A 25,711-nucleotide genomic window follows, 5' to 3' on the forward strand; every position below is an offset into this window, starting at 1 on the left:
CGGCGCCGTGGCGCGCTGACTCGACATAAGTTACGCACCACTCCACTCGACGTCAAATCGCCTGGTCACAGGCGGTCTGGAGCTCGTGTCACCGGCATACCCGTGCAGACTTCGTGCGGCTGTCCCCGCCAAACCGGTCGATCGGCACCCCGGGGCGGCTGGGCACGTGATCGGCGGCGGCCTTCTCGCCGTCGACCGGGATCAGCAGATCGGATCACCCGACCTCGACTCGAAGCACCTCGAGTCCGGTCGGCGAGTCGACCGGTGTGAGTGCGCCGGCCTCCCTCGAGGGATCGTCGTCGCCGAGAGGACTTCGCCCACCGAGGTGTCGGCAGATAGCAAGAACCCCCGCCCGGGAGTCCCGGGCGGGGGTTCTTGGCGTTGGTAGCGGGGACAGGATTTGAACCTGCGACCTCTGGGTTATGAGCCCAGCGAGCTACCGAGCTGCTCCACCCCGCGTTGGTGAACACAACGTTACACAGCGGTTCGTCAGCGATGCAAATCGATACCCCAACCTGTCGCGACCTGGGCAAACGCCCGTGACGGCGGTCACTTCCGGCACGTAGCCGCAGGTCGGCGCGAGGTCGCCGGAGGCCGCCGGCGTGGGTCCTTGAATGTGATGCCGATCACATCGGGCGTACACTCGGCACACGAGAGGCCACCGCCGAGGAGGAACCATGAACACTCACCGTTTCCACCACGAGAGCCACGGCAATCATCCGATGAGCTTCGTCGGTTTCGTCCTGGCACTGGGCGGGTTCGCCATGGCCGCACTCTGGCTGGTCCACATGGCCGTCGGCAACGTGGGTACCGCGATCGTCTGCGGCCTGCTGATGGTCGCCGCGTTCGCCACCGCGGTGTCGATCTTCTTCTCGCTGGGTCATCGACACCACCACAGTCCGGTACTCCCCGACAACACCCCCAACGAAACCGAGCGCTACCTGCGGAAATATCGCGGCTAGCGATACCTCGCACACGTAGCGCTCGGTGACAGGGCGAACCTCGACTAGTTGGGCGCGGCCAGTGACTCGTACCGGGCAACAGCCTGGCTCAACTGGTCGAGCGCCTGACCGTATGCGGCGAAATCCCCACCCTGCTGAGCTTGGCGCAAGGCCGTGATGGCATCTCCGATGGCCTTCGCGGCAGCATCGCGCTCCGGCGAATCACCCTGCTGCGGTGGCTCATTCGGAGTCGGGGTGCCTGTGTCGGGCGACCCGGCCTGGTCCGGCTCGGTCGGCTCCTGGTCGTCGGGGATCACTCCCAAAGCGGGTGTGATGCCGACCTGCCGCAGTGCGGCCGCAGTAGTCGGCGCGTAACCGATACTTGCCACTCGTTCAGCTGGTTCGTACCGGGTGATCACCCGGAACAGGCGGGGGAAAGCTTCCTGGCCCTGCGCCTGTGCATAGACCGGGACGACGTGCAGAATCCCGTTGTCTCCGACCGGAAGAGTGAGCAGGTTGCCGAACGTCACTGTCGCATTGTTCTCAAGGGGCTTCAGCGAATCGGCGACCTTGCGGTCCGTCTTCATCGGGTTGAAGGCCTGTTTCGGACCCGACCGTTGCGCGTTCCCGGGCAGCTGCTTGACCGTCATCTGCCCGTAGTTCTCGGGGTTCGACGACACCGTCACGTATGCACCGAGGATCGGCCGGTTGAGTCGGGTGAGAACCGAGGTCAACTGGAACGTCGGCTGTCCGCTCTCCGGGTCGGACGCCACGAAGTAGTACGGCGGCTGATCGAGTCCGCGCTGATCGGCATCGGGATCGGTCGGATCCGAGGGCACCGACCAGAAGTCGCTCGCCTGGAAGAACGTCTGCGGCGAATCGACGTGGTAGCGGGTCAGCAGCGACCGCTGGATCTTGAAGATGTCCTCGGGGTAGCGGACGTGCTCCCGCAGCGACGTCTGCGCGTCGAAGTCGGCGCGAGACTTCACCGTTCCCGGGAAGACCTCCATCCACGTCTTCAGCACCGGGTCCTCGGTGTCGAACTGGTACAGCTCCACCTCACCGGTGTAGGCGTCGACGGTCGCCTTCACCGAGTTGCGCACGTAGGACACGGTCTTGTTGACCTGGGTGCGGCCGGTCTGCCCGGGATTGAGGTCCTGGGCGTCGGCGGTCGCACTCTGCAGCGAGGTCGGCTGCGAATACGGGTAGTTGTCGAGAGTGGTGTAACCGTCGACGATCCACTTGATCGAGCCGTCCTCCATGACCGCGGGGTACGTCTTCGAATCCACCGTCAACCACGGCGCGACCTGTTCGACGCGGTCGCGGGGGTCGCGGTTGTAGATGATCTTCGACGCCGAGTTGATCTCCCCCGACAGCAGGAAGTTGCGCTCCGCGTATTTGGCCATGTAGAGCACCCGGTTGAACCAGTTGCCCAGGGACACCCCGGCCGGCCCCTGATAGGTGTACTTGTCGTCACCGATGTCGTGCTCACGCGCCTGTCCGTCGTCGGAACCGACGATCGCGTAGTCAGGGTCGATCTTCGCGAGCAGCTCACCGAAGTAGATGCGGGGCTGCGCCACCTTGATCGGGGCGTCGCGCTTGTACTCCTCGGACTGGTAGTTCGAGGTGTCGCTGACGTAGTAGAACGGGTCGCCGCCGCCGTCGATGTCGTTGACGTCGCGCGACTCGTTCACCCGGTTGGCGGGCGCTGCAACGAACCCGTCCCCGTGGGTGTAGACGAGGTGCTTGTTCAGCCAGTTCTGCTGGTTCTCGAGGTAGCGACTGGGGTCCAGCTCGCGCACCGCGACCACGAAGTCGCGCAGCTCGCCGTCGATGCGATAGCGGTCGACCGCAAGTTGGGTCGGGAACCCGTAGAAGTTCTGCCGCTGCTGCTGCTGGATGAATGTCGGCGACACGACGTTCGGGTCCAGGACGCGGACGTTCGACAGTGTCGGCACGTCGCTGTTCACGAGTGCCGGTGTGGCCGGTCGGGAAGTCCAGTCGTTCTGGGTGACGACCTTGTCCGGCCCGATCCCGTACGCCTCGCGCGTCGACGTGATCGCGCGGTCTATGTATTCGGCTTCTTTCTGCGCCGCGTTCGGCTTGACCGAGAACTGCTCCATCGTGAGCGGCCAGCCGACCCCGATGAGCAACGCGGAGAACAGCATCAGGACGGTGGCGAGTGCCGGCACCCGGAGGTCGCGGAGCACGATCCCGGCGAAGAACGCGACCGCACAGATGACCGCGATCGCCATCAGGATGAGTTTCGACGGCAGCACCGCATTGATGTCGGTGTAGCTCGCGCCGGGGAAGATCTCGGCTTTTCGTTGACTCGACAACAAGGAGTATCTGTCGAGCCAGTAGGCGGCCGCCTTCAACAGCAGGAAGGTGCCGGCCAGAACTGCCAGCTGGATTCGTGCCGCGGTGGTGACCGTACCGCCGCCCTGGCCCAGACGGATTCCGCCGAAGAGGTAGTGGGTGACCAGGTTCGCCAGGAAGGCGACCACGACCACGACGAACAACAGGTTCAACACGAACCGGTAGAACGGCAGGTCGAAGGCGTAGAACCCGATGTCGAGGTTGAACTGGGGATCGGTCCGCCCGAACGACTGCCCGTGCAGGAACATCTGCACCGTCGCCCAGGATCCTTGCGCGACCAGGCCGGCCAGCGCGCCGATGATCACCGCCGGGACGATCGCGAACCAGCGGACCTTGCTCATGATGGCGGTGCGGTAGCGCGCGAGCGGATCGTTCGGTCCCGCGGTCGGGACGAACACCGGACGGCTGCGGTACGCCAGGGACACCGCGCCGAAGATGATGGCCCCGACGACGATCGTGGTGACCGCGAAGAGGATCACACGGGTCCAGATCACCTTGGTGAAGACGCCGGAATACCCGACGTTGGAGAACCAGAGCCAGTCGGTCGCGAGACCGACCAGGCGTGGCCCGACGAGCAGCAGCACCAGGACGGCCACGCCGAGCCCGATGATGATCTTGCTCCTGCGTGACAGTGTCGGCATTCCCGCCGGCCCTCGGACGCCCACCAGACCCACTCTCCAAAGCTCTCAACCCGGACACCACCCGCACACGATTGCCTGCTGGGCGTGGTGCCCACTGTACTGGCACCACCCGGGTGACCAACTCACTCGGGGCGCCCGCTCAACGATCGCGACACGTCGGTGGTTCCCTCGCGGCACGGCGGGGTCGTCGTCGTGCGGCACTGCGAGGCAAGATGAGCACGTGCCCGGCGACTCGAACACCCCTCGTGCCTTTTCCACCGACGACCTCGGCAGTGCCCTGAGCGAGATCATGGAACACGTCGACACGCGCGGCTGGGGACAGCCGCCGTCGGTGTTCGCGCTGGCACCCACCGCCCTGCTCGCCGAACGTCTTCCCGACGTCATCTCCGCGGACGGCCCGGTCTTCACGCCCGTGGAGGAGGAGGATGTCGCCGACCTCGACGAGTTCCTGGCGTCGGCGATCTGGCCCCCGGCGGTCGCCGGCGCCGCGGTGGCCATCGAGATCATCATCGTCGAGCCCGAGGACGACGATGACCTCACGCCGCGCTACGTCGTCACCGAGACCGGCGAGCAGCACCCGGACGAGGAGGTCGCCCGCCTGGTCGTCGGGGTACTGCGCAACGGCACCGACCTGGCCCTGATGCGGCTACGTCCGATCCCCGACGAGAAACCCGAGCTGCTCACCCATCCGCAGCTGGCCCTCGAACTGCGGGAAGCACTGCACGACACCTTCGCCCCCGATGAGCCGGAGACACCCGGGCGGAGCTGACCCGCGGGTGCCGGTGCCGCGTCAGCAGGTCGGCGAGGGACGTCCCGCGCCGATCGCACCCAGCGCGTCGACCGCGCCGTCGAGGGTGTCGACCTTGACCAGCTCGAGTCCGTCCGGTCGCTCGGAGACCGCTTCGGCACAGTTGCGGGCCGGGACGAGGAACACCGTCGCGCCGGCGTCGCGCGCGGCGCGGGTCTTGTGCGTGATGCCGCCGATCGGTCCGACCGCACCCTCGTCGGTGATGGTGCCGGTGCCGGCGATGAACTTGCCGGAGGTCAATTCGCCGGGACTCAGCTGGTCGATGACCGCGAGTGCCAGCATCATCCCGGCCGACGGCCCGCCGATGTCCCCCACCGTGTAGGTGACCTCGAGCCGGGGATCGGCGTTGACGACCTCCGGGACGACACCGAGATACCCGTCGTCGGGGTTCGCGGGATGCTTGCCGAGCGTGACCGACACGGTCTGCCGGGCGCCGGCACGGATGATCTCGAGCGGGAGCACGGTTCCGGGCGGGTTGTCACCGACGACCTTCCGGAGCTGTTCGCCGGTCTCCACCGGCACACCCCCGGCCGCCACGACCTCGTCACCGGCGCGCAGCACCCCGACCGCGGGCCCGTCGGGTCCGACGCTCGCGACGCGCAGCGCCGTCGGCCGGTCCAGGTAGCGGAGCGCGGCGACCGTCGCGTTCTCCTCCGAACCCGTCATCTGCTGGGCGTTCTCCTGCTGCACCTGTTCGGTGGTGCGGTCGGGCGGATAGACCTGATCACGGGGAGTGAGGGAGTAGGTGCCCGACAACCACATGCCCAGCGCGTCGAAGAGCGAGAGCCCATCCCGGACTGAGACGGTGGTGAGATTCAGGTGCCCGGTCGTCGGATCGGTTGCCGCCCCGTCGATCTGCACGACCTTGCGCTCGACGACCGCGCCGTCGTCCTCCACCTTCGTCGTGCCGAGCGTGTTCAGCGTCGGTCCGGGTCCGAGTGCGGCGTAGGGCACCTGCACCTGTGTGCCCACCACCAGCAACGCCAGCAGGACCACGGTGGAGACCGCGGCCGCGGCGATTCTCCGGAAGCGGGGGCTCGAACTCATTCCGCACACGATAGTGCCCCGCGGCGACGACGAGCCTGCCGCGCCGAGGCAGCATGAGCCGACTACGCGCAGGGCGAACAGTCGTCGCCGTTTGCGCGCCTCACCGGGCGGTACGGTGGAACCCATGAGTGATCTGCCCTTCGGCTTCTCGTCGTCCGATGACGGCGACGACGACCGCGCCAAGAACAGCGGTGACAAGAACAAGCCGGGCGACAATCCCGGCGGCAACCCGTTCGGCGGGTCCAATCCGTTCGGATTCGGGGGCGGCCAGGGGTTCGGGGGCGGGCCGGGCGGCGACTTCGACCCGTCGAACTTCGACCCCAACATGATCGGCCAGATGTTCTCGCAACTGGGCAACATGTTCAGCGGCATGGGGGCGGGAATGGCCGGCGGCGGGGACGGCCCGGTGAACTACTCGGTGGCGACCAATCTGGCTCGGCAGCAGATCGGTTCGTTCACCCCCATCCTCGAGAAGGAGAACACCGCGTCGGCCGACGCCGTCCGCCTCGCCGACGTCTGGCTCGACGACGCGACGAACTTCCCCAGCGGGGTCACCCAGACCGTGGCGTGGACCCCGGTCCAGTGGCTCGAGGAGTCCATGGACACGTGGAAGGGTCTGTGCGATCCGGTCGCCGAACAGCTGGCCCGGACCTGGCAGGACAACCTCCCCGCCGAGGCCGCGCAGTTCGCCGGCCCGATGATCGGGATGCTCACCCAGATGAGCGGCATGGCGTTCGGCACGCAGCTCGGCCAGGGCCTCGGACAGCTCGCCAAGGAAGTGCTGACGTCGACCGACGTCGGCCTGCCGCTGGCGCCCGAGGGCATCGCCGTCCTGCTTCCCGAGGCGATCGCGAAGTTCGCCGAAGGTCTCGAGCAGCCGGCGCAGGAGATCATCGTCTTCCTCGCCGCGCGTGAGGCCGCACATGTGCGCCTGTTCACCCACGTCGGCTGGTTGCGTCAGCGACTGCTGACCACCGTCGAGGAATACGCCCGCGGAATCAGTATCGACTTCAGCGGGATCACCGACGCCACCGCCGGGATCGACCCGACCCAATTGCTCTCCGACCCTTCGAAACTCGAGGAGCTCATCAACTCGTCGACGTCGTTCGAGCCGACCACGACCCCTGAGCAGAAGGCAGCGCTCGGCCGCCTCGAGACCCTGCTCGCCCTCATCGAGGGCTGGGTGGAGCAGGTCGTGACGCGAGCACTCGGCGATCGGATCCCGAGCACCGGCGCACTCACCGAGACCATGCGCCGCCGGCGCGCCTCGGGCGGGCCGGCCGAGCAGACGTTCGCGACCCTCGTCGGTCTCGAGCTCCGACCCCGCAAGGTCCGCGAGGCGTCGGAGCTGTGGCGTCGCACGCTGGAGGCGACCGACGTCGCGACCAGGGACGGCGTGTGGGCTCACCCGGATCTGCTGCCCGATTCCGACGACCTCGACAATCCCGCCGGTTTCATCGATCGTCTCTTGGCCGGCGACGAACTCGACGACCCGATCGCACAACTCGAGAAGACCATCGCCGACGAGAAGGCGCGCGGCGATGAGCGCAAGCGCCCCGGTCCCCAGACACCCGAATCCGGAGGCGACCCCGGTGACGACTCGGCGCAAGGCGGATCGTAGATCCACACCCTCGGTGGATCCGGCCGTGTTGTGGATAACCTGCTCACCGAACGTCACTGAAGGCGTCCGGCTGGCAGAGTTGCCGCATGTCGCCAGCCCGGACGAGTTCCAGCGCCATCTCGCCTCCCACCCGCGCGGATCGTTCGACCGCGGTGCCACGGCTGCTACCGGGTACGCCGATTCTCGTTCAGCCCGGGAACTCGGTCCGGGTCGGGATCGATCCGGCCGACAGCCTGCTCCTCGAGTTCGACGCCGCGGTGTCGGCGCATTCCGTTGCCGCGCTGCTGCGGTCGCTGGAGGACACGTGCACGACGGACACCTTCGCCCGCCGCGCCCGCCGCGCGGGCCTGCACGACGACGACCTCGACCTCGTCCTGAGCAGTCTGGTGGCGGCCGGCCGCGCGGTCGTCGATGTCGATCGCCGCACGCCGGAATTCCGCATCCTGATCCACGGTCAGGGACCGATCAGCGAGCAACTGACGAGTTCGTTGGGTGGCACGGGCAGATCTGCCCGGCGGACCATGCGCCGACTCCCCGACGGCTCGCTCGACGCCATCGACACCGACCTGGTGATCCTGACCGACTTCGTCGTCCACGACCCGCGGGTCGTCTTCGCGCTGACCCGCGCCCGGATCCCCCACCTGCTGGTCCGGGTGCGAGACGGGGTGGGCATAGTCGGGCCGCTGGTGTTGCCCGGTCTGTCCAGCTGCCTGATGTGCGCCGACCGGCACCGGTCCGACGCGGACCCGGAGTGGCCGGCATTGGCCGTGCAACTGATCCGAACGTCGGGACAGGCGAGTCCGACCATCCTGGCGATGACCACCGCCATCGCGCACTCCCAGATCGAACGGCTGGTGGCCGCCGTGCACGACGAGCGGCCGAGTTCGAATCCGCCGCCGGTCCCGCAGCTGCTGGATCGCGTGCTGGAGGTGCGCGACGACCCGACTCGACTCAACATCAAGCGGTGGTCGCCGCACCCGGACTGCGATTGTCGTCCCGTACCGGATTCACGAGCCAGGTCGTCTAATGTGTGACGCGGAAAGGATGCTATGACCGACATCACCAAAGGACAGGGTCGCCGAAACGCGAAACTGGCTTCTCTTCCGATCGGTATGGCCGGTCGGGCCGCTGCCGGTTTCGGCAAGCGCATGGTCGGCAGGGACCGAGACGAGGTCAACCAAGAGCTCCTGGAGAAATCCGCCGAACAGCTTTTCGCCGTCCTCGGCGAACTCAAGGGCGGCGCCATGAAGGTCGGGCAGGCGCTCTCGATCATGGAAGCCGCCATCCCCGACGAATTCGGCGAGCCCTTCCGCGAAGCCCTCACCAAATTGCAGGCCGACGCACCGCCCATGCCGGCGGACAAGGTCCACAAGGTGCTCGACCAGCAGCTCGGTACCCGCTGGCGCGAGCGTTTCCAGGACTTCTCCGATGTGCCGGCTGCCTCTGCGTCCATCGGACAGGTCCACAAGGGGGTCTGGTCCGACGGCCGCGAGGTCGCGGTCAAGGTGCAGTATCCCGGCGCCGATCACGCCCTGAAGGCCGACCTGAAGACCCTGTCCCGCATGTCCGGACTCCTGCAGCGCCTGTCCCCCGGCACCGATGTCAAGGCGATGATGGACGAACTCATCGACCGGACCGAGGCCGAACTCGACTATCTCGGTGAAGCCGACAACCAGCGCGCCTTCGCCAAGGCCTACGACGGTCATCCCGATTTCCTCGTCCCCAAGGTCGTCGCGAGCGCACCCAAGGTCGTCGTCTCGGAGTGGGTGGACGGCGTTCCTCTGTCGAAGGTCATCACCACCGGTGACCAGAAGACCCGCGACGATGCCGCTGCGAAGATGGCCGAGTTCGAGGTCAGCTCCCCGTATCGGGTCGGGCTCCTGCACGGCGACCCGCATCCGGGCAATTTCTTCCTGGCCACCGACGGACGTTTCGGTGTCCTCGACTTCGGTGCGGTGGGTCACTATCCGGACGGTCTCCCGCCCGAGACCGGCCCGATCCTCCGGCTGGCACGCGACCAGAAGTACGACGAGCTCAAAGAACTCATGATCTCGGCCGAGTTCATCCGTCCGTCCCACGCGAACAAGGTGACGAGTGCCGACCTCGAGGCCTACCTGCGTCCGTACGTCGATCCGCTCTTCTCCGAGTCGTTCCACTTCACGCGGAAGTGGATGCAACGGGCCGCGGGCAAGGCCACCGACGTCCGGGGCGAGGTGTACAAGACGTCACGAAACCTCAACGTGCCCAAGCGTTTCGTGATGGTCTTCCGCGTGCTCGGCGGTTGCGTCGGCATCGCCTCGCAACTCGAGGCGCACGCTCCCTACCGCGCCATCATGGAGGAGTGGGTTCCCGGCCTGGGCGACTGACCCCGCCCCGGCAGACACCACACGCCGACACGACACGCAGAAACGACACCGGCGCCGCGAGCATCTGCTCACGGCGTCGGTGTCGTTTCTTTCGTTGTCGTTGTCACGCAACGTTCTTGCGCGGGCGGCCGCGGGGACGCTTGCGTGCGATGACGGCGCCTCGTTCGAAGATCTCGCCGCCCCAGACCCCCCAGGGTTCGGACCGATCGAGCGCGGCCTGCAGGCACTGGGTCCGCAGCGGGCACTCGGCGCACATCGCCTTTGCACGCTCGAGGTCACGGGGGTCTTCGGCGAACCACAGATCTGCGTCGGCGACCTGGCAGGGCAGGTCGAGCCGGGCGGTCGCTGCGCGGTCCGCCGACATACAGGACTCGAGTACGCATTCGACAGTCATTGGGATTCTCCACATCTGCTCGTTTGGGGTGTTGAACCCGAGTCCTCGATGTGGCTCTGTGTCCGAGACCCCTAGCGGGGCGGAGATTCGGATGACAGAAAAAAAGAGGGCCACGGGTGTCGCCTCTGCGATTCGCCCGTGGCCCGGATTGTCTCGGAGATCTAACTCCGGGAACTTCGGAACAGAACGGGGAACCGACGCGGCGCGGGTGCTGCTGCTGCGGGCGGTGCGATTCGCGCTACGCGCGCTTCGGCTGCCAGGTGCAGAGCCGCCGGAGGGAGGGCGACCGGGCGTGCAAAGCTCGTGCACGCTCGGGCGACCGGCATCCAGGAGCGGGTGCGACCGGTACGCGCGATGGCGGGCTGGTTCGGCGTCGCCGCATGCGATGTGGTCGCATACGCGTTCGCCGCGCTCAGTTTCGCCGCAGACTGGCAGATGCCGGCCTGGCGCACGATGATTCCGTTCACTGATCCGCTCCCTTCTGGTCTCGTGGCTTGTCGCTTTGTCGTCGGTCGTCGGTGATTCTGCTGGGGCCGCGTGACGGACACACTCGGCCGATCCCCGTACTGACGGGAATCAGACTAGACGCTGGGCCGAAACACGCACAACCTATTTTTGACCTGCAGTTTTGACGAGGTCGAGGATGTCCTCGCCGTACTCGTCGACCTTCTTGGCCCCGATCCCCGAGATCGCCACCAGCGCAGCGGTATCGGTGGGACGCTGCTCGGCGATCGCGGTGAGCGTCTTGTCGGAGAAGACGACGAACGCCGGAACCTTCTTCTCCAGGGCCCGCTCGCGACGCCACTCCTTGAGCGAGACCAACAGCCCCTCGTCGAGGTCCGACGGGCATCCGGCGCACCGGCCGAGCAGTGTCGCGGTCGAATCCATCAGCCGTGAACCGCAGACCCGGCACGTCGGTCCGCGGCGGGGTGTGCGCTCCTTCGCGATCGGCGAGGCGGGCGAGTCGTCGGGAACGAGGTCGGCGAGGAACCGTGACCGCCGGCGGGCGCGGCCTCCCTCGTTGCGGGCCAGCGCCCACGACAGGTGCAGGTGCTCGCGGGCGCGGGTGACGCCGACGTAGAACAGCCGGCGTTCCTCCTCGACCTCCTCCCACGAGCCCTTGATCGCCTGACTGATGGGCAGCGACCCGTCGGTGAGTCCCACGAGGAACACCGCATCCCATTCGAGTCCTTTGGCCGCGTGCAGCGAGGACAGCGTCACGCCCTGCACGGTCGGTGGGTGACGCGCCTCGGCGCGGGCCGCGAGCTCGGCCGACAGCTGCGGCAGCGTCAGCTCGGAATTCTCGGCCACCATGTCCTCGGTCAGCTGGACCAGCGCTTTCAACGACTCCCAGCGGCTCCGCGCCTGTGTGCCCGACGGTTCTTCCTCGGTGAGCCCGAGTTCGCCGAGGACTGCTCGCACGACGTCGAGGATCTCCACGTCGGGCCTGACCTCGCGACCGGCGACAGTGGCGAGTTGCCGCATCGCCTGCCGGACCTCGGTGCGCGCGAAGAACGCCTCGCCGCCGCGGACCTGGTACGGGATGCCCGCCTCGGTCAGCGCCTGCTCGTAGTTCTCCGACTGCGCGTTGACGCGATACAGAATCGCGATCTCCGCGGGCGCGACCCCGGCACGGATGAGGTGTTTGATCTCGATGGCGACAGACGTTGCCGCGGCGGGCTCGTCGTCGTACTCGGCGAACTGCGGTGCCGGGCCGGCGGGTCGTTGTCCGACGAGGCGGAGGCGGGTGCCCGCGATCCGTCCTCGGGCCGCACCGATGACCCGGTTCGCGAGGTCGACGACCTGCGGAGTGGACCGGTAGTCCCGCTCCAGGCGGACGACCGTCGCCTCGGGGAACCGGCGGCTGAAGTCCAGCAGATGGTTGGGGGACGCGCCGGTGAAGGTGTAGATCGTCTGGTTGGCGTCACCGACGACCGTCAGATCGTCGCGCTCGCCGAGCCAGGCGTCGAGCAGACCCTGCTGCACCGGGGTCACGTCCTGGTACTCGTCGACGACGAAACACCGGTACCGCGAACGGAACTCGTCCGCCGCTCCCGGTTCGGCGGTGAGGATCTGCGTCATGTAGATGAGCATGTCGTCGAAGTCGAGCAACCGGTCGCCGTCGGGTGAGACCTTGGCGTCCTCGTAATGCCCGTACACGGCAGCGACCTTCGCCGGCGGCGCCGGGGACTCGCGGCCGAGCCGGCCGACGGCCTCGACATAGTTCTCCGGTGAGATCAGCGAGGCCTTGGCCCACTCGATCTCCGACGACAGGTCGCGCAGGGTGTCGGTGGCGGTGTCGAGACCGGAGCGCCGGGCCGCGCGCGAGATGAGCGGGAACTTGTTGTCGAGGAGTTCCCATCGTGCGTCGCCGAACGCCCGCGGCCAGAAATACCGCAACTGGCGCATCGCAGCGGCGTGAAAGGTCTGGGCCGCGACGCTGCCCCCCGAACCGCCGCCGACACCCAGACCGCGCAACCGGGTCCGCATCTCCCCGGCTGCCCGTGCGGTGAACGTGACCGCGAGCACCTGACCGGGATTCACCTGCCCGGTGTCGATGAGGTGGGCGATCCGTCGGGTGATGGTCCGCGTCTTGCCCGTACCCGCCCCGGCCAGCACACACACCGGTCCGCGCGGCGCCAGGACCGCGGCACTCTGTTCGGGGTCGAGCCCCTCGACCGCGCCTCGACTCACCGGCGACGAGGCACGAGGCGAGGACTCGGGGTTCGCAGCAGAAGTCGGGTGAGGCACGGCGTCCACTATGTCACCAACCACCGACGCCGCCCGCAGGGGAGAACGACGCAACCGGGAACAGCCGGCCCGGACATGGTGTTATGAGACCCATGAGCAACGTGATCGACGACGAGGCCGGCGCCCGCACCTCCGACACCGGCGAACTGACCATGTACACGACGTCGTGGTGCGGATTCTGTGCCCGCCTCAAGACCGGCCTGAAGAGCAGCGGCATCAGCTGGCAGGAGATCGACATCGAGCTGAACCCCGACGCCGCGGAGTTCGTGGGCAGTGTCAACGGCGGCAATCACGTGGTGCCCACCGTCCTCTACGCCGACGGCACCACCGCCACCAACCCCTCCATCGCCGACGTCAAGGCCAAGCTGGGCGTCTGACGCGCTGGGCATCTCGCCCAGCCCTTCGCCCCGATTTGGCACCCTTCGTGACGCGCCCTCCGCAAGCTCCGGACGCTCCTCAGGGGGCGATGGGGGTCGCATCTTTCATCCTCAGGAGCACTCCTCAGGGGGCGATGGGGGTCGCATCTCCCATTCTCAGGAACAGGGCACGCGGCCGCGCTAACCGGCCGCCCAGGCCTCGATCATCGACCGCGCGATGGAGATCGACCCGGGAAGACGCAAGCGGTCGGCGTCGTCGGAACCCGGCGCCTCGGCGCGCGACCAGCCGTCGCCGCGGGCCAGTGCCTCCCGGACCTCGTCGCGGTGGAACCACTGCGCGTCGCCGATCTCGCCGTCGAGGAATGCCAGTTCGTCGGCCGGGTCGCCGATCGCCGCGAAACCCAGCATGAGCGATCGCGGGAACGGCCACGGCTGGCTTCCCAGGTAGCGCGGTTCGCGCACCACGATCCCGACCTCCTCGTGCACCTCCCGCAGCACACACTGTTCGAGCGACTCCCCCGGCTCGACGAAACCGGCCAGCGTCGAATACCAGCCGGCCGGCCACACCGCCTGCCGGCCGAGCAGGATCCGATCGGCGCCGTCGTGGACGACGGTGATGATCGCCGGGTCGGTCCGCGGGAACTCGTCCCGTCCGGAGTCGACGCTGCGCCGGACCCAGCCGCCTCGCGCGGGCTGGGTGACCGAACCGTCGACCGGAGAATGACGGGCGGTCTCGTGCCAGTTCAGGATTCCCAGCGCGGTGGCGAGCAGGCCCGCCTCGTCGGCGGACAGACGCGTCGCACCGCGTCGGGCGTCATCGGTCGGTCCGTCGATGTGGTCCACCCGCCGTGTCCACAGGTCGGCTCCCCCGTCGCCGTCCGCTGCGTCGAACCCGAGGATGACCGCGTCCGCGGGCGGCGCCTGGGCGACGGTGGTGGCGGCGACCCAGTGCAGCTCACCGGCATCGGTCACCGGGTAGCGACCGGCCGCGTCGATCAGCAGCACCTTCGCCGTCGGCCAGCCGGCGGCCATCCGTGGCGCGTCGTCGCGGATCGCGTCCGCGCGGTCGAACACCGCTCGCGACAGCAGGGGCGGTTCGGGCAGCTCGAAATGCACTGTCGCACAATCCTTTCTCGGATGCAGCGGATCGGTCAGTCGTCGTTGGGGCTCTTGCGGACGTACAGCAGACGGTCGCCGACCTCGATCTGCTCGACCGCGCTGTCGTCGACGCGGTGCAGCACACCGTTCCGTACGACGCCGAGGACGATGTCGCGGGTGTGGCTGGGCGATCCGCCGGTCTCGGTCGGGTCGACCTCCCGTTCGGCGATGGCATACCCGGCGTCCGGGGTGAGGAGATCCTCGATCACCTCGACCACCGACGGGGTCATCGTCGCGATCCCGAGCAGGCGGCCGGCGGTCTCCGACGACACCACGACCGAGTTGGCGCCGGACTGACGCATCAGATGGGTGTTCTCCGACTCCCGGATCGACGCGACGATCTTCGCCCGCGGATTGAGTTCGCGGGCGGTGAGCGTGGCGAGGACCGCGGTGTCGTCGCGGCTGGTGGCCACTACGATGCTCGTCGCGTGGGCGACACCGGCCAGGCGGAGGACGTCGGACTTGGTGGCGTCGCCGCGCACCGTGACCAGCCCGTCGGAGGCGGCCGCCTCGAGCACGGTGGCGTCGGCGTCGACGACGACGATCTCGGAGGGCTTGATGCCGTCACCCCGCATCGCGTCAACCGCGGTGCGGCCCTTGGTGCCATAACCGATGACCACGGTGTGATTGCGCACGGTATTCCTCCAACGCTGGATCTTGAGCGCCTGCCGCGACCGTTCGGTGAGCACCTCGAGGGTGGTACCGATCAGCACGATCAGGAACAGCACGCGCAAGGGCGTGATGATGACGAGGTTGATGAAACGGGCGAACGGCGTGATCGGCGTGATGTCGCCGTAGCCGGTCGTGGAGAGGGTCACCGCCGAGTAGTACAGCGCATCCAGGTACGACAGCTCGTTGTCCTGGGCGTCGCGATAACCGGCGCGATCCAGCCAGACGACCACCGAGGTGAACAGCAGCGCGAGGGTTGCCCAGAAGACGCGCCGGCCGATCGCCCGGCTCGGACTCTGCTGCAGTTCGGGGATACGGACGACACCGACCAGTGCATGGTCGGGCCGGTTGGCCAGCTCGGTACCGCCGAAACGTCGGCGCAGACGGCTAGCCACCGGCGCGCTCGCGCCCGTCGAGTTCGCTCACACGCTGCAATGTAGCCCACCTCGGCGCATCGCAACTCATCTGGCGGGACCAACCTCTCGACGCGGACCTCATCGGGCGAGCTTGGCGGCGAGGGTGGCCTCGTCGGGCAGATCGTCGGCCTCCAGGGTGTGCCCGTCGCGCACGTAATGGAACGCGGCCCGCACCTTGGTCGTCTCCACCCCGGCCAGTTGCGCCCACGCCAGGCGATACGCGGCCAGCTGGATGAACAGCGACTCCCGGCGGGCGGGCTCGGGGACGACTCCGGTCTTCCAGTCCACCACCGTCCACGAACCGTCCTTCTCGGCGAAGGCCGCGTCGATCCGGCCACGCACCACGATCCCGCCGATGACGGTTTCGAACGGCACCTCCACCTCGGTGGGACTGCGATTCGCCCAGGGCGAGGACAGGAACGCCTCCCGCAGCTCCTCGAGATCGGCGTCCGGACTCGCGGTCGCGTCTGCCGCGCCGGGCAACTCGTCGATGTCGAGGAGTCGTGTCGCCCCGAACCAGCGTTCCACCCACGCGTGGAAGGCGGTGCCGCGCCGCGCCATCGGGTTGGGCCGGAACGGTGTCGGGCGGCGCAGCCGACGGGCGAACTCGGCCTCGTCGGCGTCGAGTTCGACGAGCTGGCTGACCGACAGGTGGGTCGGCAGGGACACCTCGACGAGCGCCTGATTGGCCTGGTGGTGCTCGGCGAGCAGGGCCGACACCTCCGCTTCCCATGCGCCGATCTCGTCCGCCGGATCGGGCGGCGGAGCGGTGGCGGACCCGGCGTCACCGGCCGGGGCGTCGAACAGGGCGGGCGCTGCGCGTGCGGTGATGGCGTCGGTGACCAGGTCGGCCGCCCGCTGCACCGAGTCGCGGCGTCCGCCGAGCGGATCGCGCGGCCACGGCGCCGCGATCGCGCGCTCGGCCAACGGGTTCGGGCTGTCCGGTTCGGGTGGCGGCGTGCGCACCGCGACCGACAGACCGGTCGAATCGACGCTCGGGTCGGTGATGGCCTCGTCGATGCCGACCATCAGCTCTTCGAAGAAATCCGATCCGCCGCGCGGTTTGTCACCGGTCTCCGACCAGTGGTGCGCCGAGACCAGCAGGTCGTGCCGAGCACGGGTGAGGGCCACGTACAGCAGCCGCCGATCCTCCTCGAGACGCCGTTCACCGATCGCCGCCTTGTGGTCGGTCAGGGCGTCCTCGAGCTGTTTGCGGTCGGCGACGGTGTCGATCTTCAGGAGCGGAAATCCTTCCGGCGCACCGTCGGCCGATTCGGCCGGGATGGCCAGATCGCCGCGCAGGTCGGCCGGTAGTTCACGCGCGCTGCCCAGCCACGTGGTGTCGGCCTTGGCGCTGGGGAAGATGCCCTTCGCCAGGTGCGGGATCGCGACGACATCCCATTCGAGCCCCTTGGCCGCATGCACGGTGAGGATCTGCACGCGCTGCTCGGCCACCTCGATGCGTCCCGGTTCCAGGCCCTTCTCGATGGTCTCGGCGGCATCGAGGAAAGCCAGCAGACCGGGCAGGTTCGCGCCCTGGCGATCGGCGTAGTGACTGACGTAGTCGGCGAAGGCGTCGAGATGTTCGCGACCGGTGATCGCGCCCCGCATGCGGCGTGCACGGATCTGCGCCTCGACGCCGACACCGATCGTGTTCTCCACGTCGGCGACGAGTTCGGGCAGCGGCTGACCGATGCGGCGGCGCAGTGACTCCAGCTGCGCGCCGAAGGCCCGGATGCGCGCGTAGCCCTCCGGGCTGTAGTCGGTCGGCTCGCCCGGGTCGACGACGGCGTCGGCGATGCCCGCCCGGTCGACGATCTCGGTGGGCAGCACGGCGTCGAGGGCCGCGTCGAGCGCCTCTCTGCTGGTGACCACCCCGCCCGCCTCGGCGAAACTCTCCGCCGCCAGGGTGGTGGCCCGCCGCCACAGCGCGGCGAGGTCCTTGGCGCCCAGCCGCCAGCGTGCCCCGGTGAGCAGGCGCATGACCGCGGTCCCGGCCATCGGGTCGGCCATCACGCGCAGGGTCGCGACGATGTCCTCGATCTCCGGGACATGCAGCAGCCCGCCGATGCCGACCACCTCGGTGGGGATGCCCCGACTCTCGAGCTCGGCGGCCAGTAGTGCCGAATCCTCGTTGCGCCGCACCAGGATCGCGGTGGTCGGAGGTGCCACCTCCGCGGCCTCCGCCCCCCGGTACCGTTCCTCGATCGCGTCGGCGATCCAGTTCCGTTCGTCGACGACGGTCTCGGTCAGGGCGATCGTCGCCGTTCCGTGCGGGGCGTCGGGGCGAGGCCGGAGCACGCTGACCGGGATACCGCGGCGTCGGAGCTCTTCGGAGATCTGGTTGGCCAGCCGCAGGCCCTGGGCCGCATTCCGCCAGCTGGTGAGGAGTTCCAGGCGCCGGGCCGGGGTCCCGTCGGGACGCGGGAAGTCACGCGCGAACCGCGGCAGGTTGGCCGCCGAGGCACCTCGCCACCCGTAGATGGACTGGATGGGATCGCCGACCGAGGTGACCGCGACCGGTGCGCGCCCGTGCCCGCCGAACAGCGTCGACAGCAGCACCCGTTGCGAGTGACCGGTGTCCTGGTACTCGTCGAGCAGGACCGCGCGGAAGGCGGTCCGTTCGGCCGTCACGACTTCGGGATTGGACACCACCAGCCGCGCGGCGAGCGACATCTGGCTGCCGAAGTCGAGCGCGGACTGTGAGCGCATCGTCTCCCCCAGCGCGATCACCATCGGGATCAGCTCGCGGCGCTCGTCGATGACCTCCTTGACCTTCAGCAGCGCCTGAGTCGGTTTGTCGCGCTGCTTGGGACCTTTCGGAAGGGTGTCGACGAGGTCGTACAGCGTGGAACCCGCCTGGGCGAGGTCGGCGATGTCGACGAGGTGCTCCGACATCTCGCCGTACAGCTTGAGGACCGCCTCGGTGACACTCGCCGGCACCTTCTTGGTGTTCAGTTCGCCCGGCCAGGCGGACACGAGTGAGAACGCCAGCTGCCAGAGCTCGGTCTCGGTGAGCAGGGTCGACGACGGTTCCACCGGCAGGAGCAGCCCGTAATCGGCGATCAGCCGGCCGGCGTAGGCATGGTAGGTGCTGACCTCGGGGTCGGCACCGCGCAGCCGGGCGCCCAACGCGCCGTCGGGATCCCAGTTCCGCAGCGCCGGCGACCCGGCGAGCATCGAGAGCCGGCGCCGGATACGGGCACCGAGTTCGCTCGCGGCCTTGCGTGTGAACGTGAGGCCGAGGATCTCGTCGGGGGCCACGAGCTGGTTGGCCACCAGCCACACCACACGCGAGGCCATCGTCTCGGTCTTGCCGGCACCGGCGCCGGCGACGACGAGCATCGGTTCCATGGGTGCTTCGATCACCGCGACCTGCTCGGGCGTGGGATCGGGCAGGCCCAGCGCCGCCGCCAGTGACTTCGCCCCGACGATCGGACGCTCGGTCCGGTCCTGGAGGTCAGTCATCGGTCACCGCCTTTCCGGGGATCTGCGCGGGACAACTGGTGGTGAGGTTGCAGTGCACACAACCGGGATTGGGTGTCGCGGTGTACGTCGGTCCGATGCTCGCCCGCGCCGCGCGGCGCACCACCCCGATCCACTCGTCGAGCAACTCCGGCGTGAGCGGCGGCTGAATACGTTCGGCCGCACCGGAATTGCGGTTTGCGGTCGACACGTAGACCAGTCGTGCACCGCCCGGGGCGGCATCGCCGAACTGCGGCACCCCGCCGTGCGCCAACGCCACCTGGTAGGCCGCCATCTGGGCGTGCTCGTCGGCGTCGGCCTTGGTGATCGGGTTCTTGGAGGTCTTCACGTCGACGACGACCGGCCGGCCGTCGGCATCGGTCTCGAGGCGGTCGACGCGCCCGCGGAGACGGACCGCGGGCTCGTCGGACTCCGACCCGGGGTCAGCGGGAATGGTTGCGTCGACCGGCAGTTCGACACCCACCTCCTCGAGCTCGGTGCGTGAGATGCGCAGCCACTCCCGGAAGTGCCCGAGCATGCTCTCCGCGCGTTCGAGTTCGCGAGCTGAGTACCAACCCGCCCCGGTGTCGACCCGCTCCCAGATGCCGCGCAGCGCCGCGGTCACCTCGGCCGGGTCGAGTTGACCGGCGACTGCCTGCACGAGTGTGTGCACGAGGCTGCCGGTCAGTGCCGGGGTGCCGTCGCCGTCGCGGCCGCCATTGCGTTCGAGCACCCAGCGCAGTGAACAGCGGGTCAGTGCATCGACATTCGACGGGGACAGCGTCAGCGCCCCCGACTCCGGCGTCCACAGCGGCTCGTCGGTGCTGGGCGCGGCGAGCCCGAACCAGTCGCGCGGATGCGCGCCCGGGATGTCGGAATCGGCCAGCTCGGCCAGCAGGCGCGCCGCGGCCTCGGTGCGAGGCGCGTCGGGCTCGTCGGCCCCGGCGATCACCGCCGATCGCAGCGTGGCGACCAACGAGGGCAACGAGAGCACCCGGTCGACGCCGGGATCGAGTCGGATCTCGGCGCGGGCGGATTCGGCCGGATCGTCGGCATCACCCACCAGGTCCGCGAGTTCGGTGATGAACCGCGACGGCGACGCGTCCCCGCTGCCGTCCTCGACCGCGGTCACGAGCAACCGGCCACGCGCCCGGGTGCAGGCGACGAGGAAGAGCCGGCGCTCGTCGGCGAGCGCCGTCGCCCCGCGGGCAACGGTGTCCACGGCGTCGGCGGCCATGCCGTCGAGGATGTCGACGAGTTGCCCGGTCTGGAGAACACCGCCGCGGCTGCGCAACGACGGCCACAGCCCGTCCTGGACGCCGGCGACGGCGACGACCTCCCATTCGCGTCCGACCGCGGCGTGTGCGGACAGCACCGTCACCGAGTCGGTCGTCGCGGTGGCTGTCCGGGTGTCACGCGGGATCTGGAGCTGGGAGAGGTAGTGCACGAATCCGGCGGGCCCGGCCGCGGGCAGTGTGTCAGAGAAGTCCGCGGCGGATTCGAACATCGCCATGACCGCGTCGAGGTCGCGGTCGGCCTGCTCGCCGGCCGGACCGCCGCGAACCGCCGACGCCGCCCACCGCCGCTCGAGTCCCGTGGCCTGCCACGCCGCCCACAGGGTCTCCTCGATCCCGCGGCGCGCGTCATGGACCCGCTGGGCCGCACCGACGACGTCCAGCACGCGGGCCAGCGGCGCCGCCTCGGTCTCGGTGAGCCGTCGGCGATAGCGCGCGCCGACCTCGGGGTCGAGGATGGCGCGGGTCAGCGACGTGAGCGAATCCGGTTGTCCTGCTGGGTCATCGGCATCGTCGAGACGCCGCACACCGCGTCGGAGACGGCGCATCGAGCCCGGGTCGGCCGCCCCGATCGGACCGGACAGCAACGTGAGCGTGTCCTCGGTGCTGAAGAGCTCGCTGGTGAACAGGTCGGTGGTCTCCGGGTCGGTGGTGTCGGGCAGGTCGGCATCTGCTCCCGCGGCCGCCCGCGCGGCGACGGCGCGCAGCACCAGCATCAGTCCGATGACGGCTCGTTGCCGATGCAGGGGCAGGTCGCTCGCGGGCGTCGTCAGGGGTACGCCCGCGGACCGGAAGGCGCGTCGGAGCGGCGGCAGGGCCAGTGACACCGACCGGACGACGACCGCCATCTGCGACCACGGGACCCCGTCGAACAGATGCGCACGCCGCAGGAGGTCGGCGATGGCGGTGGCCTCTTTCGCGGCAGACCCGTACACGCGCACCGCGGCCGCGCCTCCCCCATCGGCCGCGCCCGGGTCGGCGTCGGCCGAATCCGTCACCGGGTCGGGATACGGGTGCGGGCGAGCGCCGGGCAGCCGGGCGGCGATCGCGCGCCCGAGGCGGGACAGCTCGGGCCGGGCGCGGTGATCGTGTTCCAGCAGGATGTCGAGCGGGCTGCCCGGTTCGGCCAGCCCGTCCGCGAATCGCGGACTCGCACCCCGGAATCCGAACACGGACTGGTCGGTGTCGGCGGCGATGATCGTCGAGAGGGTTCCGGTGCCGACCAGCGTGATGAGCTGCGCCGCCTGCGGGTCGAGATGCTGCGCGTCATCGACCAGCAGATGCCGGATACGACGACGCTCGCCGCTCAGCAGGTCGGGATCGGTGGCGAAGGCCGACAGGGCCGACCCGATCAATTCGGCCGCGTCGACCGCGGGCGCCGAGGCCCCCGGGGTCTCGAGCCCGACCGCCCCGCGCAGCAGCATGTTCTGCTCGTACTGCGCGTAGGCCCGGGCGGCCGCGGCCCACTCCGGTCGTTTGTGCGTACGCCCCAGCGCGGCAAGCTCTTCCGGACCCACCCCGCGTTCGGCGGCGCGCATCATCAGGTCGCGCAACGCCTGGGCGAACCCGTCGGTGCCCAGCGCGGGCCGTAGGTGGGCAGGCCAGTACCCGGCGCCGTCCTCGATGTCACCGGCGAGCAGTTCACGCAGGACGACATCCTGTTCGGACCCCGTGATGAGGCGCGGCGGCGGATTGTTGTGGGCCTGCGCCTGTAAGCGGAGGATCGCGAAGGCGTAGGAGTGCACGGTCCGCACCAGTGGCTCGCGCAGCGCACCGCCGAGCACCCGGCGACCGCTCGAGCCCGCGGACAGGACGCGCCGGGTGATCTCCTCCCGGAGCGCGACGGCGGCGCGTCGGCTCGACGCCAGGACGAGGACCGACTCCGGATCGGTGGCGGGGTCGAGCAGGCGGGCGACCGCGGCGTCGACGATCAGCGCGGTCTTTCCGCTCCCGGGGCCGCCGTGCACCCGCACCGGGCGCCACGCCTGCTCCTCGTCCGCCGGCCGACTCGTGGGCGGGTCGATCACCTGCGCCACCGACGGTGGCCAGTACCGGGTCCGGTCCGTCGGGTCGGGGGCCGCGACGAGTCGCGCACGCAGCGCGCTCCGCGGGGTCTGGGCACCCGGTTTCCGACTCATGCACCCATCGAATCACGGCCCACCGACGGCCTCGTCGGCCGTGCCCGCGACCTGTGTCCCCGCGACCTGTGTCAGAGTCCGCCGCGCGGCGTACGGCAGGATGGACGGGTGACAGCTCTCAACACGCATGTCTTCGGCAGCGGTCCTGCGGTTCTCGCGATCCACGGACTCACCGGGCACGGCCGCCGCTGGGCAGCGCTGACCGATCACCTCCCCGGCGTGCGCCTCGTCGCGCCGGATCTGATCGGTCACGGCCGGTCCCCGTGGCGACCGCCATGGAGCATCGAGCACCAGGTGCGGGCGTTGTCCGCGGTGATCGACGAACACATCCCCGCCGATGAGCATCCGGTGGTCGTCGTGGGTCACTCGTTCGGTGGCGCGCTGGCGTTGCACCTGGCCAACCGCCGCCCGGATGCGGTGAAGGGGCTGGTGCTGCTCGACCCCGCGCAGGGCCTCGACCCCGAATTCGCGCTCGACGTGGCCACCGACAGTCTCGACAACTGGGACTACGCGGATGCCGACACCGCCCGCGCCGCGAAACGTGCGGAGGGCTGGGCCTCCGTTCCCGACCAGCTCATGGAGGCCGAACTCGCCGAACACCTCGTCCCCCGGCCGCGCGGCCGGGTCGGCTGGCGGGTGAGCGCACCCGCCGCAGCGGCGTCGTGGAGCGAGATGGCAAGGCCCGCAGTGCTTCCGCCGCCAGGTGTGCCCACCCACGTGGTGGTCGCCGACCAGGTCCAGCCCCCGTTCGTGCGGCCGGCCTTCCTCGATGCGTGCGCGAGCGAGCGCAGCGACGAGGTCACCGTCCACCATGCCGACTGCGGCCACATGGTGCCGTTCCTCGAGCCCGGGCTCGCGGCCGCGCTGGTCCGATCGCTGCTGTAGCGACGACATCTGTCGAGGCGACGATGGCAGCCATCACCGAGGAGCAGGTCGAACAGGTCCGCGCACTCGTGTCGGCCATTCCGGCCGGCCAGGTGAGCACTTACGGCGACCTGGCCGCCGCGGCCGGGTTGTCGAGCCCGCGGATCGTCGGCTGGATCATGCGGACCGATTCGGCCGACCTGCCCTGGCACCGTGTGGTGCCCGCCGGCGGCCGGCCGGCGCCGCATCTCGCGACTCGTCAGCTGGAACGGCTGCGGGCGGAGGGTGTTCCGGTCACCGACGGGCGAATCCGACTGCGCGAGTGCCGGTGGGACCCCGCCACGTGACCGACCCGCAAACCCACCTGTTCTCGGCATACCCACCCCCTTGGAGGGTGCTGGATATGCCGAAAAAGGGTGGGTTTGCGGGGCAGCTCAGACGTGGCGCGGGACCGGCACACGTCGGTACGGACTGATGGCCGCACGCATCCGCGTGACGATCAGGTCGACGATCCTGGGGTCCGGCCCCAGGGGTGCGGCGACCGCGTCCGCGCCGTAGGTGCTCAGGCGCTGATGGAACAGGCCCGGGGCGAGGAGGTGGCTGGCGATCACGACCCGCCGTCCCGTGCGCCGGGCCCGCTCGACCGCCTCGGGCACAGTGGGGGTCGCGGTCGTGATGAACCCGACCTCGACCCGTCCGCCGATCAGCGATTCCAGCTGCCGGGCGGCCAGATGAACCTGCCCGCAGGCACTCTCGTCCGACGACCCGGCGGCGGCGAGCACGACCGCGTCGCCCGGTTCCCAGCCCGCTTCGGCCAGCCGGAGTCGGGCGACCGAGGCGATGGCCGGATCGGGACCCAGCGCCCGGGTGACGACGGTGTCCGCCCGGCCGGCGGCCGCGACGTGTTCGGGCAGGTCCTTGCGGACGTGGTAGCCCGAGGCGAGGAACGCGGGCACCAGCACCGCCGGACGTTCCAGGTCGGCGATGACCTCGCTCGGCGTCGGTCCGAGGACGTCGACGAATGCGGTGCGGGTGAGCCCGATGCGGGCGCTGACGGCCTCGGCGATCTCTGCGATCACGTTGACCCCGTGCGGGTTGCGGGTCCCGTGCGCGACCAGGACGGGGCTGTACCCCTGCAACCGGTCACCGTGCGGAAGCCGTACATGGTTGTCGTGCATGTGTTCTCGCTTCCTTCTCACTCGTCTTCGGCGTCGTACTCGAGGTCGACCGCGAGCCGGTAACCACGCTTGACGACGGTTTGTACCATCTTCGAATCCCCCAGTGCGGCACGGAGTCGCGCGACGGCGACCTCGACCGCATGGGTGTCGGAGCTGTCGCCGGGCAGACCGGCGAGCAACTCCTGCCGCGAGACCACGCGACCGGGGTTGCGGGCCAACAGTTTGAGCAGGAGCAGACTCGTCGCCGACATCTCCCGGAGCTCACCGTCGACCACGACCGCCTGGCCGCGGATGGCGGTGTCGTGCCCGGCGACCCGCAGCAGGTGGCTCCGCCGCGGCAGTTCGTCGGTGATCAGGCGCGCGAGCGCGCCGAGACGGAACCGGCGCGGGTAGATCGTCGGGATCTGCAGCGCCTCCAGCGGACTGGCGGTCACCGAGCCCACGCACATGACCGGTACCGCGGTCCGCAGTGCGTGGATGAACTGCTGCAGCTTGCCGAGTTCTTTGGCACGGGTCAGGATCGACGCCGCCGCCGGAGCGCTGGTGAAGGTGATCGCGTCGAGATCGCCGCGGAGCACCGCGCCGATCATCTTGTCGATGCGCGCCACGTCGGGGTGCATATGCCAGCGGTACACCGGGATCGCCACCACCTCGGCACCGGCGGCGCGCAGCACCGTGCAGAAGTCCGGCAGCGGTTCCCACTCGCTGGTGGCACCGTGCAACTGCACCGCGATCCGGACGCCGTCGACGCCCTCTTCCAGCAGCCGGTCGAGGACCTCCGAGGAGGACTCGCTCTCCGGCGACCACTCCTCGCGCAGCCCCGCCGCCCGGATCGCGCCCTTGGCCTTCGGGCCGCGTGCGATCAGCCGGCTATCGGACAGCGCCCGTAGGACGGCCTCGGCGTTACCCCACCCGTCGGCGGCCTCGACCCACCCGCGGAAGCCGATACCGGTCGTGGCGACCATCACCTCGGGCGGGTGGGCGATGAGTTCCTCGGTCACCCGCTCGAGTTCGGTGTCGTCGACCAGCGGCAGGATGCGGATGGTCGGGGCCTGCATCACCTCGGCACCGCGTCGTTCCAGCAGTACCGCGAACTCCTCGGCGCGACGCGCGGCGGTGATCCCGATCGTGAAACCGGCGAGCGGCAACGGGTCGGGGTCCGGTGAGGTTGCGCCGGCAGGGTCTGCACCGGCGGGGGTCATG

The 25,711-nt window shown here is 69.4% G+C and carries 18 protein-coding genes and 1 tRNA gene; 8 read left to right on the top strand and 11 right to left on the bottom strand.

Features of this window, described 5'->3' with window-relative positions:
• Positions 1-382: 382 nt before the first annotated feature.
• A tRNA-Met gene (locus AMD30_RS10070) sits at positions 383-459 on the bottom strand.
• A 218-nt stretch (positions 460-677) separates the two neighbouring features.
• Here AMD30_RS10070 and AMD30_RS10075 point away from each other — a divergent pair.
• Positions 678-962, top strand: a complete 285-nt coding sequence (locus AMD30_RS10075; protein WP_055475530.1) for a hypothetical protein — start codon at positions 678-680, stop codon at positions 960-962.
• Between the two features lie 44 nt (positions 963-1,006).
• Here the strand turns inward: AMD30_RS10075 and AMD30_RS10080 are convergent, their stop codons facing one another.
• A complete protein-coding gene (locus AMD30_RS10080) occupies positions 1,007-3,961 on the bottom strand; it encodes a UPF0182 family protein (RefSeq protein ID WP_231632677.1) in 2,955 nt (984 codons plus the stop codon).
• Between the two features lie 220 nt (positions 3,962-4,181).
• Between AMD30_RS10080 and AMD30_RS10085 the strand changes: the two genes are divergently transcribed.
• On the top strand, positions 4,182-4,730 hold the full coding sequence (locus AMD30_RS10085; protein ID WP_055475532.1) for a PPA1309 family protein: 549 nt from the start codon (positions 4,182-4,184) through the stop codon (positions 4,728-4,730).
• 21 nt (positions 4,731-4,751) lie between these two features.
• Here AMD30_RS10085 and AMD30_RS10090 read toward each other — a convergent pair whose 3' ends face one another.
• The gene (locus AMD30_RS10090) at positions 4,752-5,816 is read right to left on the bottom strand and encodes a YlbL family protein (protein ID WP_055475533.1); all 1,065 of its coding nucleotides are present in this window, start codon (positions 5,814-5,816) and stop codon (positions 4,752-4,754) included.
• Between the two features lie 124 nt (positions 5,817-5,940).
• On the opposite strand from AMD30_RS10090, the gene AMD30_RS10095 reads away from it, so the two are divergent.
• The 3 genes from AMD30_RS10095 to AMD30_RS10105 all read left to right on the top strand — a co-directional run bounded on the left by AMD30_RS10095 (position 5,941) and on the right by AMD30_RS10105 (position 9,803).
• Complete coding sequence (locus AMD30_RS10095; protein WP_010843952.1) at positions 5,941-7,437, top strand: zinc-dependent metalloprotease; 1,497 nt, start codon at positions 5,941-5,943, stop codon at positions 7,435-7,437.
• A gap of 86 nt (positions 7,438-7,523) precedes the next feature.
• Positions 7,524-8,471 (top strand): hypothetical protein, encoded by a 948-nt coding sequence (locus AMD30_RS10100; protein WP_231632678.1) that lies wholly within the window; start codon positions 7,524-7,526, stop codon positions 8,469-8,471.
• 15 nt (positions 8,472-8,486) lie between these two features.
• Positions 8,487-9,803, top strand: a complete 1,317-nt coding sequence (locus AMD30_RS10105) for an ABC1 kinase family protein (protein WP_014927713.1) — start codon at positions 8,487-8,489, stop codon at positions 9,801-9,803.
• A gap of 103 nt (positions 9,804-9,906) precedes the next feature.
• On the opposite strand, the gene AMD30_RS10110 is transcribed toward AMD30_RS10105, so the two are convergent.
• Together AMD30_RS10110 and AMD30_RS10120 are read right to left on the bottom strand one after the other, a co-directional pair.
• A complete protein-coding gene (locus tag AMD30_RS10110) occupies positions 9,907-10,197 on the bottom strand; it encodes a WhiB family transcriptional regulator (protein ID WP_044507075.1) in 291 nt (96 codons plus the stop codon).
• A gap of 609 nt (positions 10,198-10,806) precedes the next feature.
• On the bottom strand, positions 10,807-12,957 hold the full coding sequence (locus AMD30_RS10120; RefSeq protein WP_055475536.1) for an ATP-dependent DNA helicase UvrD2: 2,151 nt from the start codon (positions 12,955-12,957) through the stop codon (positions 10,807-10,809).
• An 83-nt stretch (positions 12,958-13,040) separates the two neighbouring features.
• Between AMD30_RS10120 and AMD30_RS10125 the strand changes: the two genes are divergently transcribed.
• Entirely contained in the window at positions 13,041-13,325 is a 285-nt protein-coding gene (locus AMD30_RS10125; protein WP_010843946.1) for a mycoredoxin, read from the top strand.
• A 180-nt stretch (positions 13,326-13,505) separates the two neighbouring features.
• Here AMD30_RS10125 and nudC read toward each other — a convergent pair whose 3' ends face one another.
• The 4 genes from nudC to AMD30_RS10145 form a co-directional block, all read right to left on the bottom strand.
• Positions 13,506-14,441 (bottom strand): NAD(+) diphosphatase, encoded by a 936-nt coding sequence (nudC, locus tag AMD30_RS10130; protein WP_055475537.1) that lies wholly within the window; start codon positions 14,439-14,441, stop codon positions 13,506-13,508.
• A 35-nt stretch (positions 14,442-14,476) separates the two neighbouring features.
• Positions 14,477-15,547, bottom strand: a complete 1,071-nt coding sequence (locus AMD30_RS10135) for a potassium channel family protein (protein WP_010843944.1) — start codon at positions 15,545-15,547, stop codon at positions 14,477-14,479.
• A gap of 99 nt (positions 15,548-15,646) precedes the next feature.
• A complete protein-coding gene (locus AMD30_RS10140) occupies positions 15,647-19,036 on the bottom strand; it encodes an ATP-dependent helicase (protein WP_055475538.1) in 3,390 nt (1,129 codons plus the stop codon).
• Positions 19,029-22,466 carry an ATP-dependent helicase gene (locus tag AMD30_RS10145; RefSeq protein ID WP_055475539.1) on the bottom strand — a complete coding sequence of 1,146 codons (3,438 nt, stop codon included), beginning with the start codon at positions 22,464-22,466 and terminating at the stop codon, positions 19,029-19,031. Before AMD30_RS10145 ends, AMD30_RS10140 begins: the two co-directional genes overlap by 8 nt.
• 108 nt (positions 22,467-22,574) lie before the next feature.
• Here AMD30_RS10145 and AMD30_RS10150 point away from each other — a divergent pair, with 108 nt between their 5' ends.
• Positions 22,575-23,351, top strand: a complete 777-nt coding sequence (locus AMD30_RS10150; RefSeq protein ID WP_055475540.1) for an alpha/beta fold hydrolase — start codon at positions 22,575-22,577, stop codon at positions 23,349-23,351.
• A gap of 23 nt (positions 23,352-23,374) precedes the next feature.
• Positions 23,375-23,677, top strand: coding sequence for an MGMT family protein (locus tag AMD30_RS10155; protein WP_055475541.1), 303 nt, complete (start codon positions 23,375-23,377; stop codon positions 23,675-23,677).
• An 87-nt stretch (positions 23,678-23,764) separates the two neighbouring features.
• Here AMD30_RS10155 and AMD30_RS10160 read toward each other — a convergent pair whose 3' ends face one another.
• Together AMD30_RS10160 and AMD30_RS10165 are read right to left on the bottom strand one after the other, a co-directional pair.
• Positions 23,765-24,508 (bottom strand): sirohydrochlorin chelatase, encoded by a 744-nt coding sequence (locus AMD30_RS10160; protein ID WP_055475542.1) that lies wholly within the window; start codon positions 24,506-24,508, stop codon positions 23,765-23,767.
• Between the two features lie 17 nt (positions 24,509-24,525).
• A complete protein-coding gene (locus AMD30_RS10165) occupies positions 24,526-25,710 on the bottom strand; it encodes a uroporphyrinogen-III synthase (protein WP_055475606.1) in 1,185 nt (394 codons plus the stop codon).
• Position 25,711: the final 1 nt, after the last annotated feature.

The sequence above is a fragment of the Gordonia sp. HS-NH1 genome (genome assembly GCF_001418765.1).
Lineage (GTDB): Bacteria > Actinomycetota > Actinomycetes > Mycobacteriales > Mycobacteriaceae > Gordonia.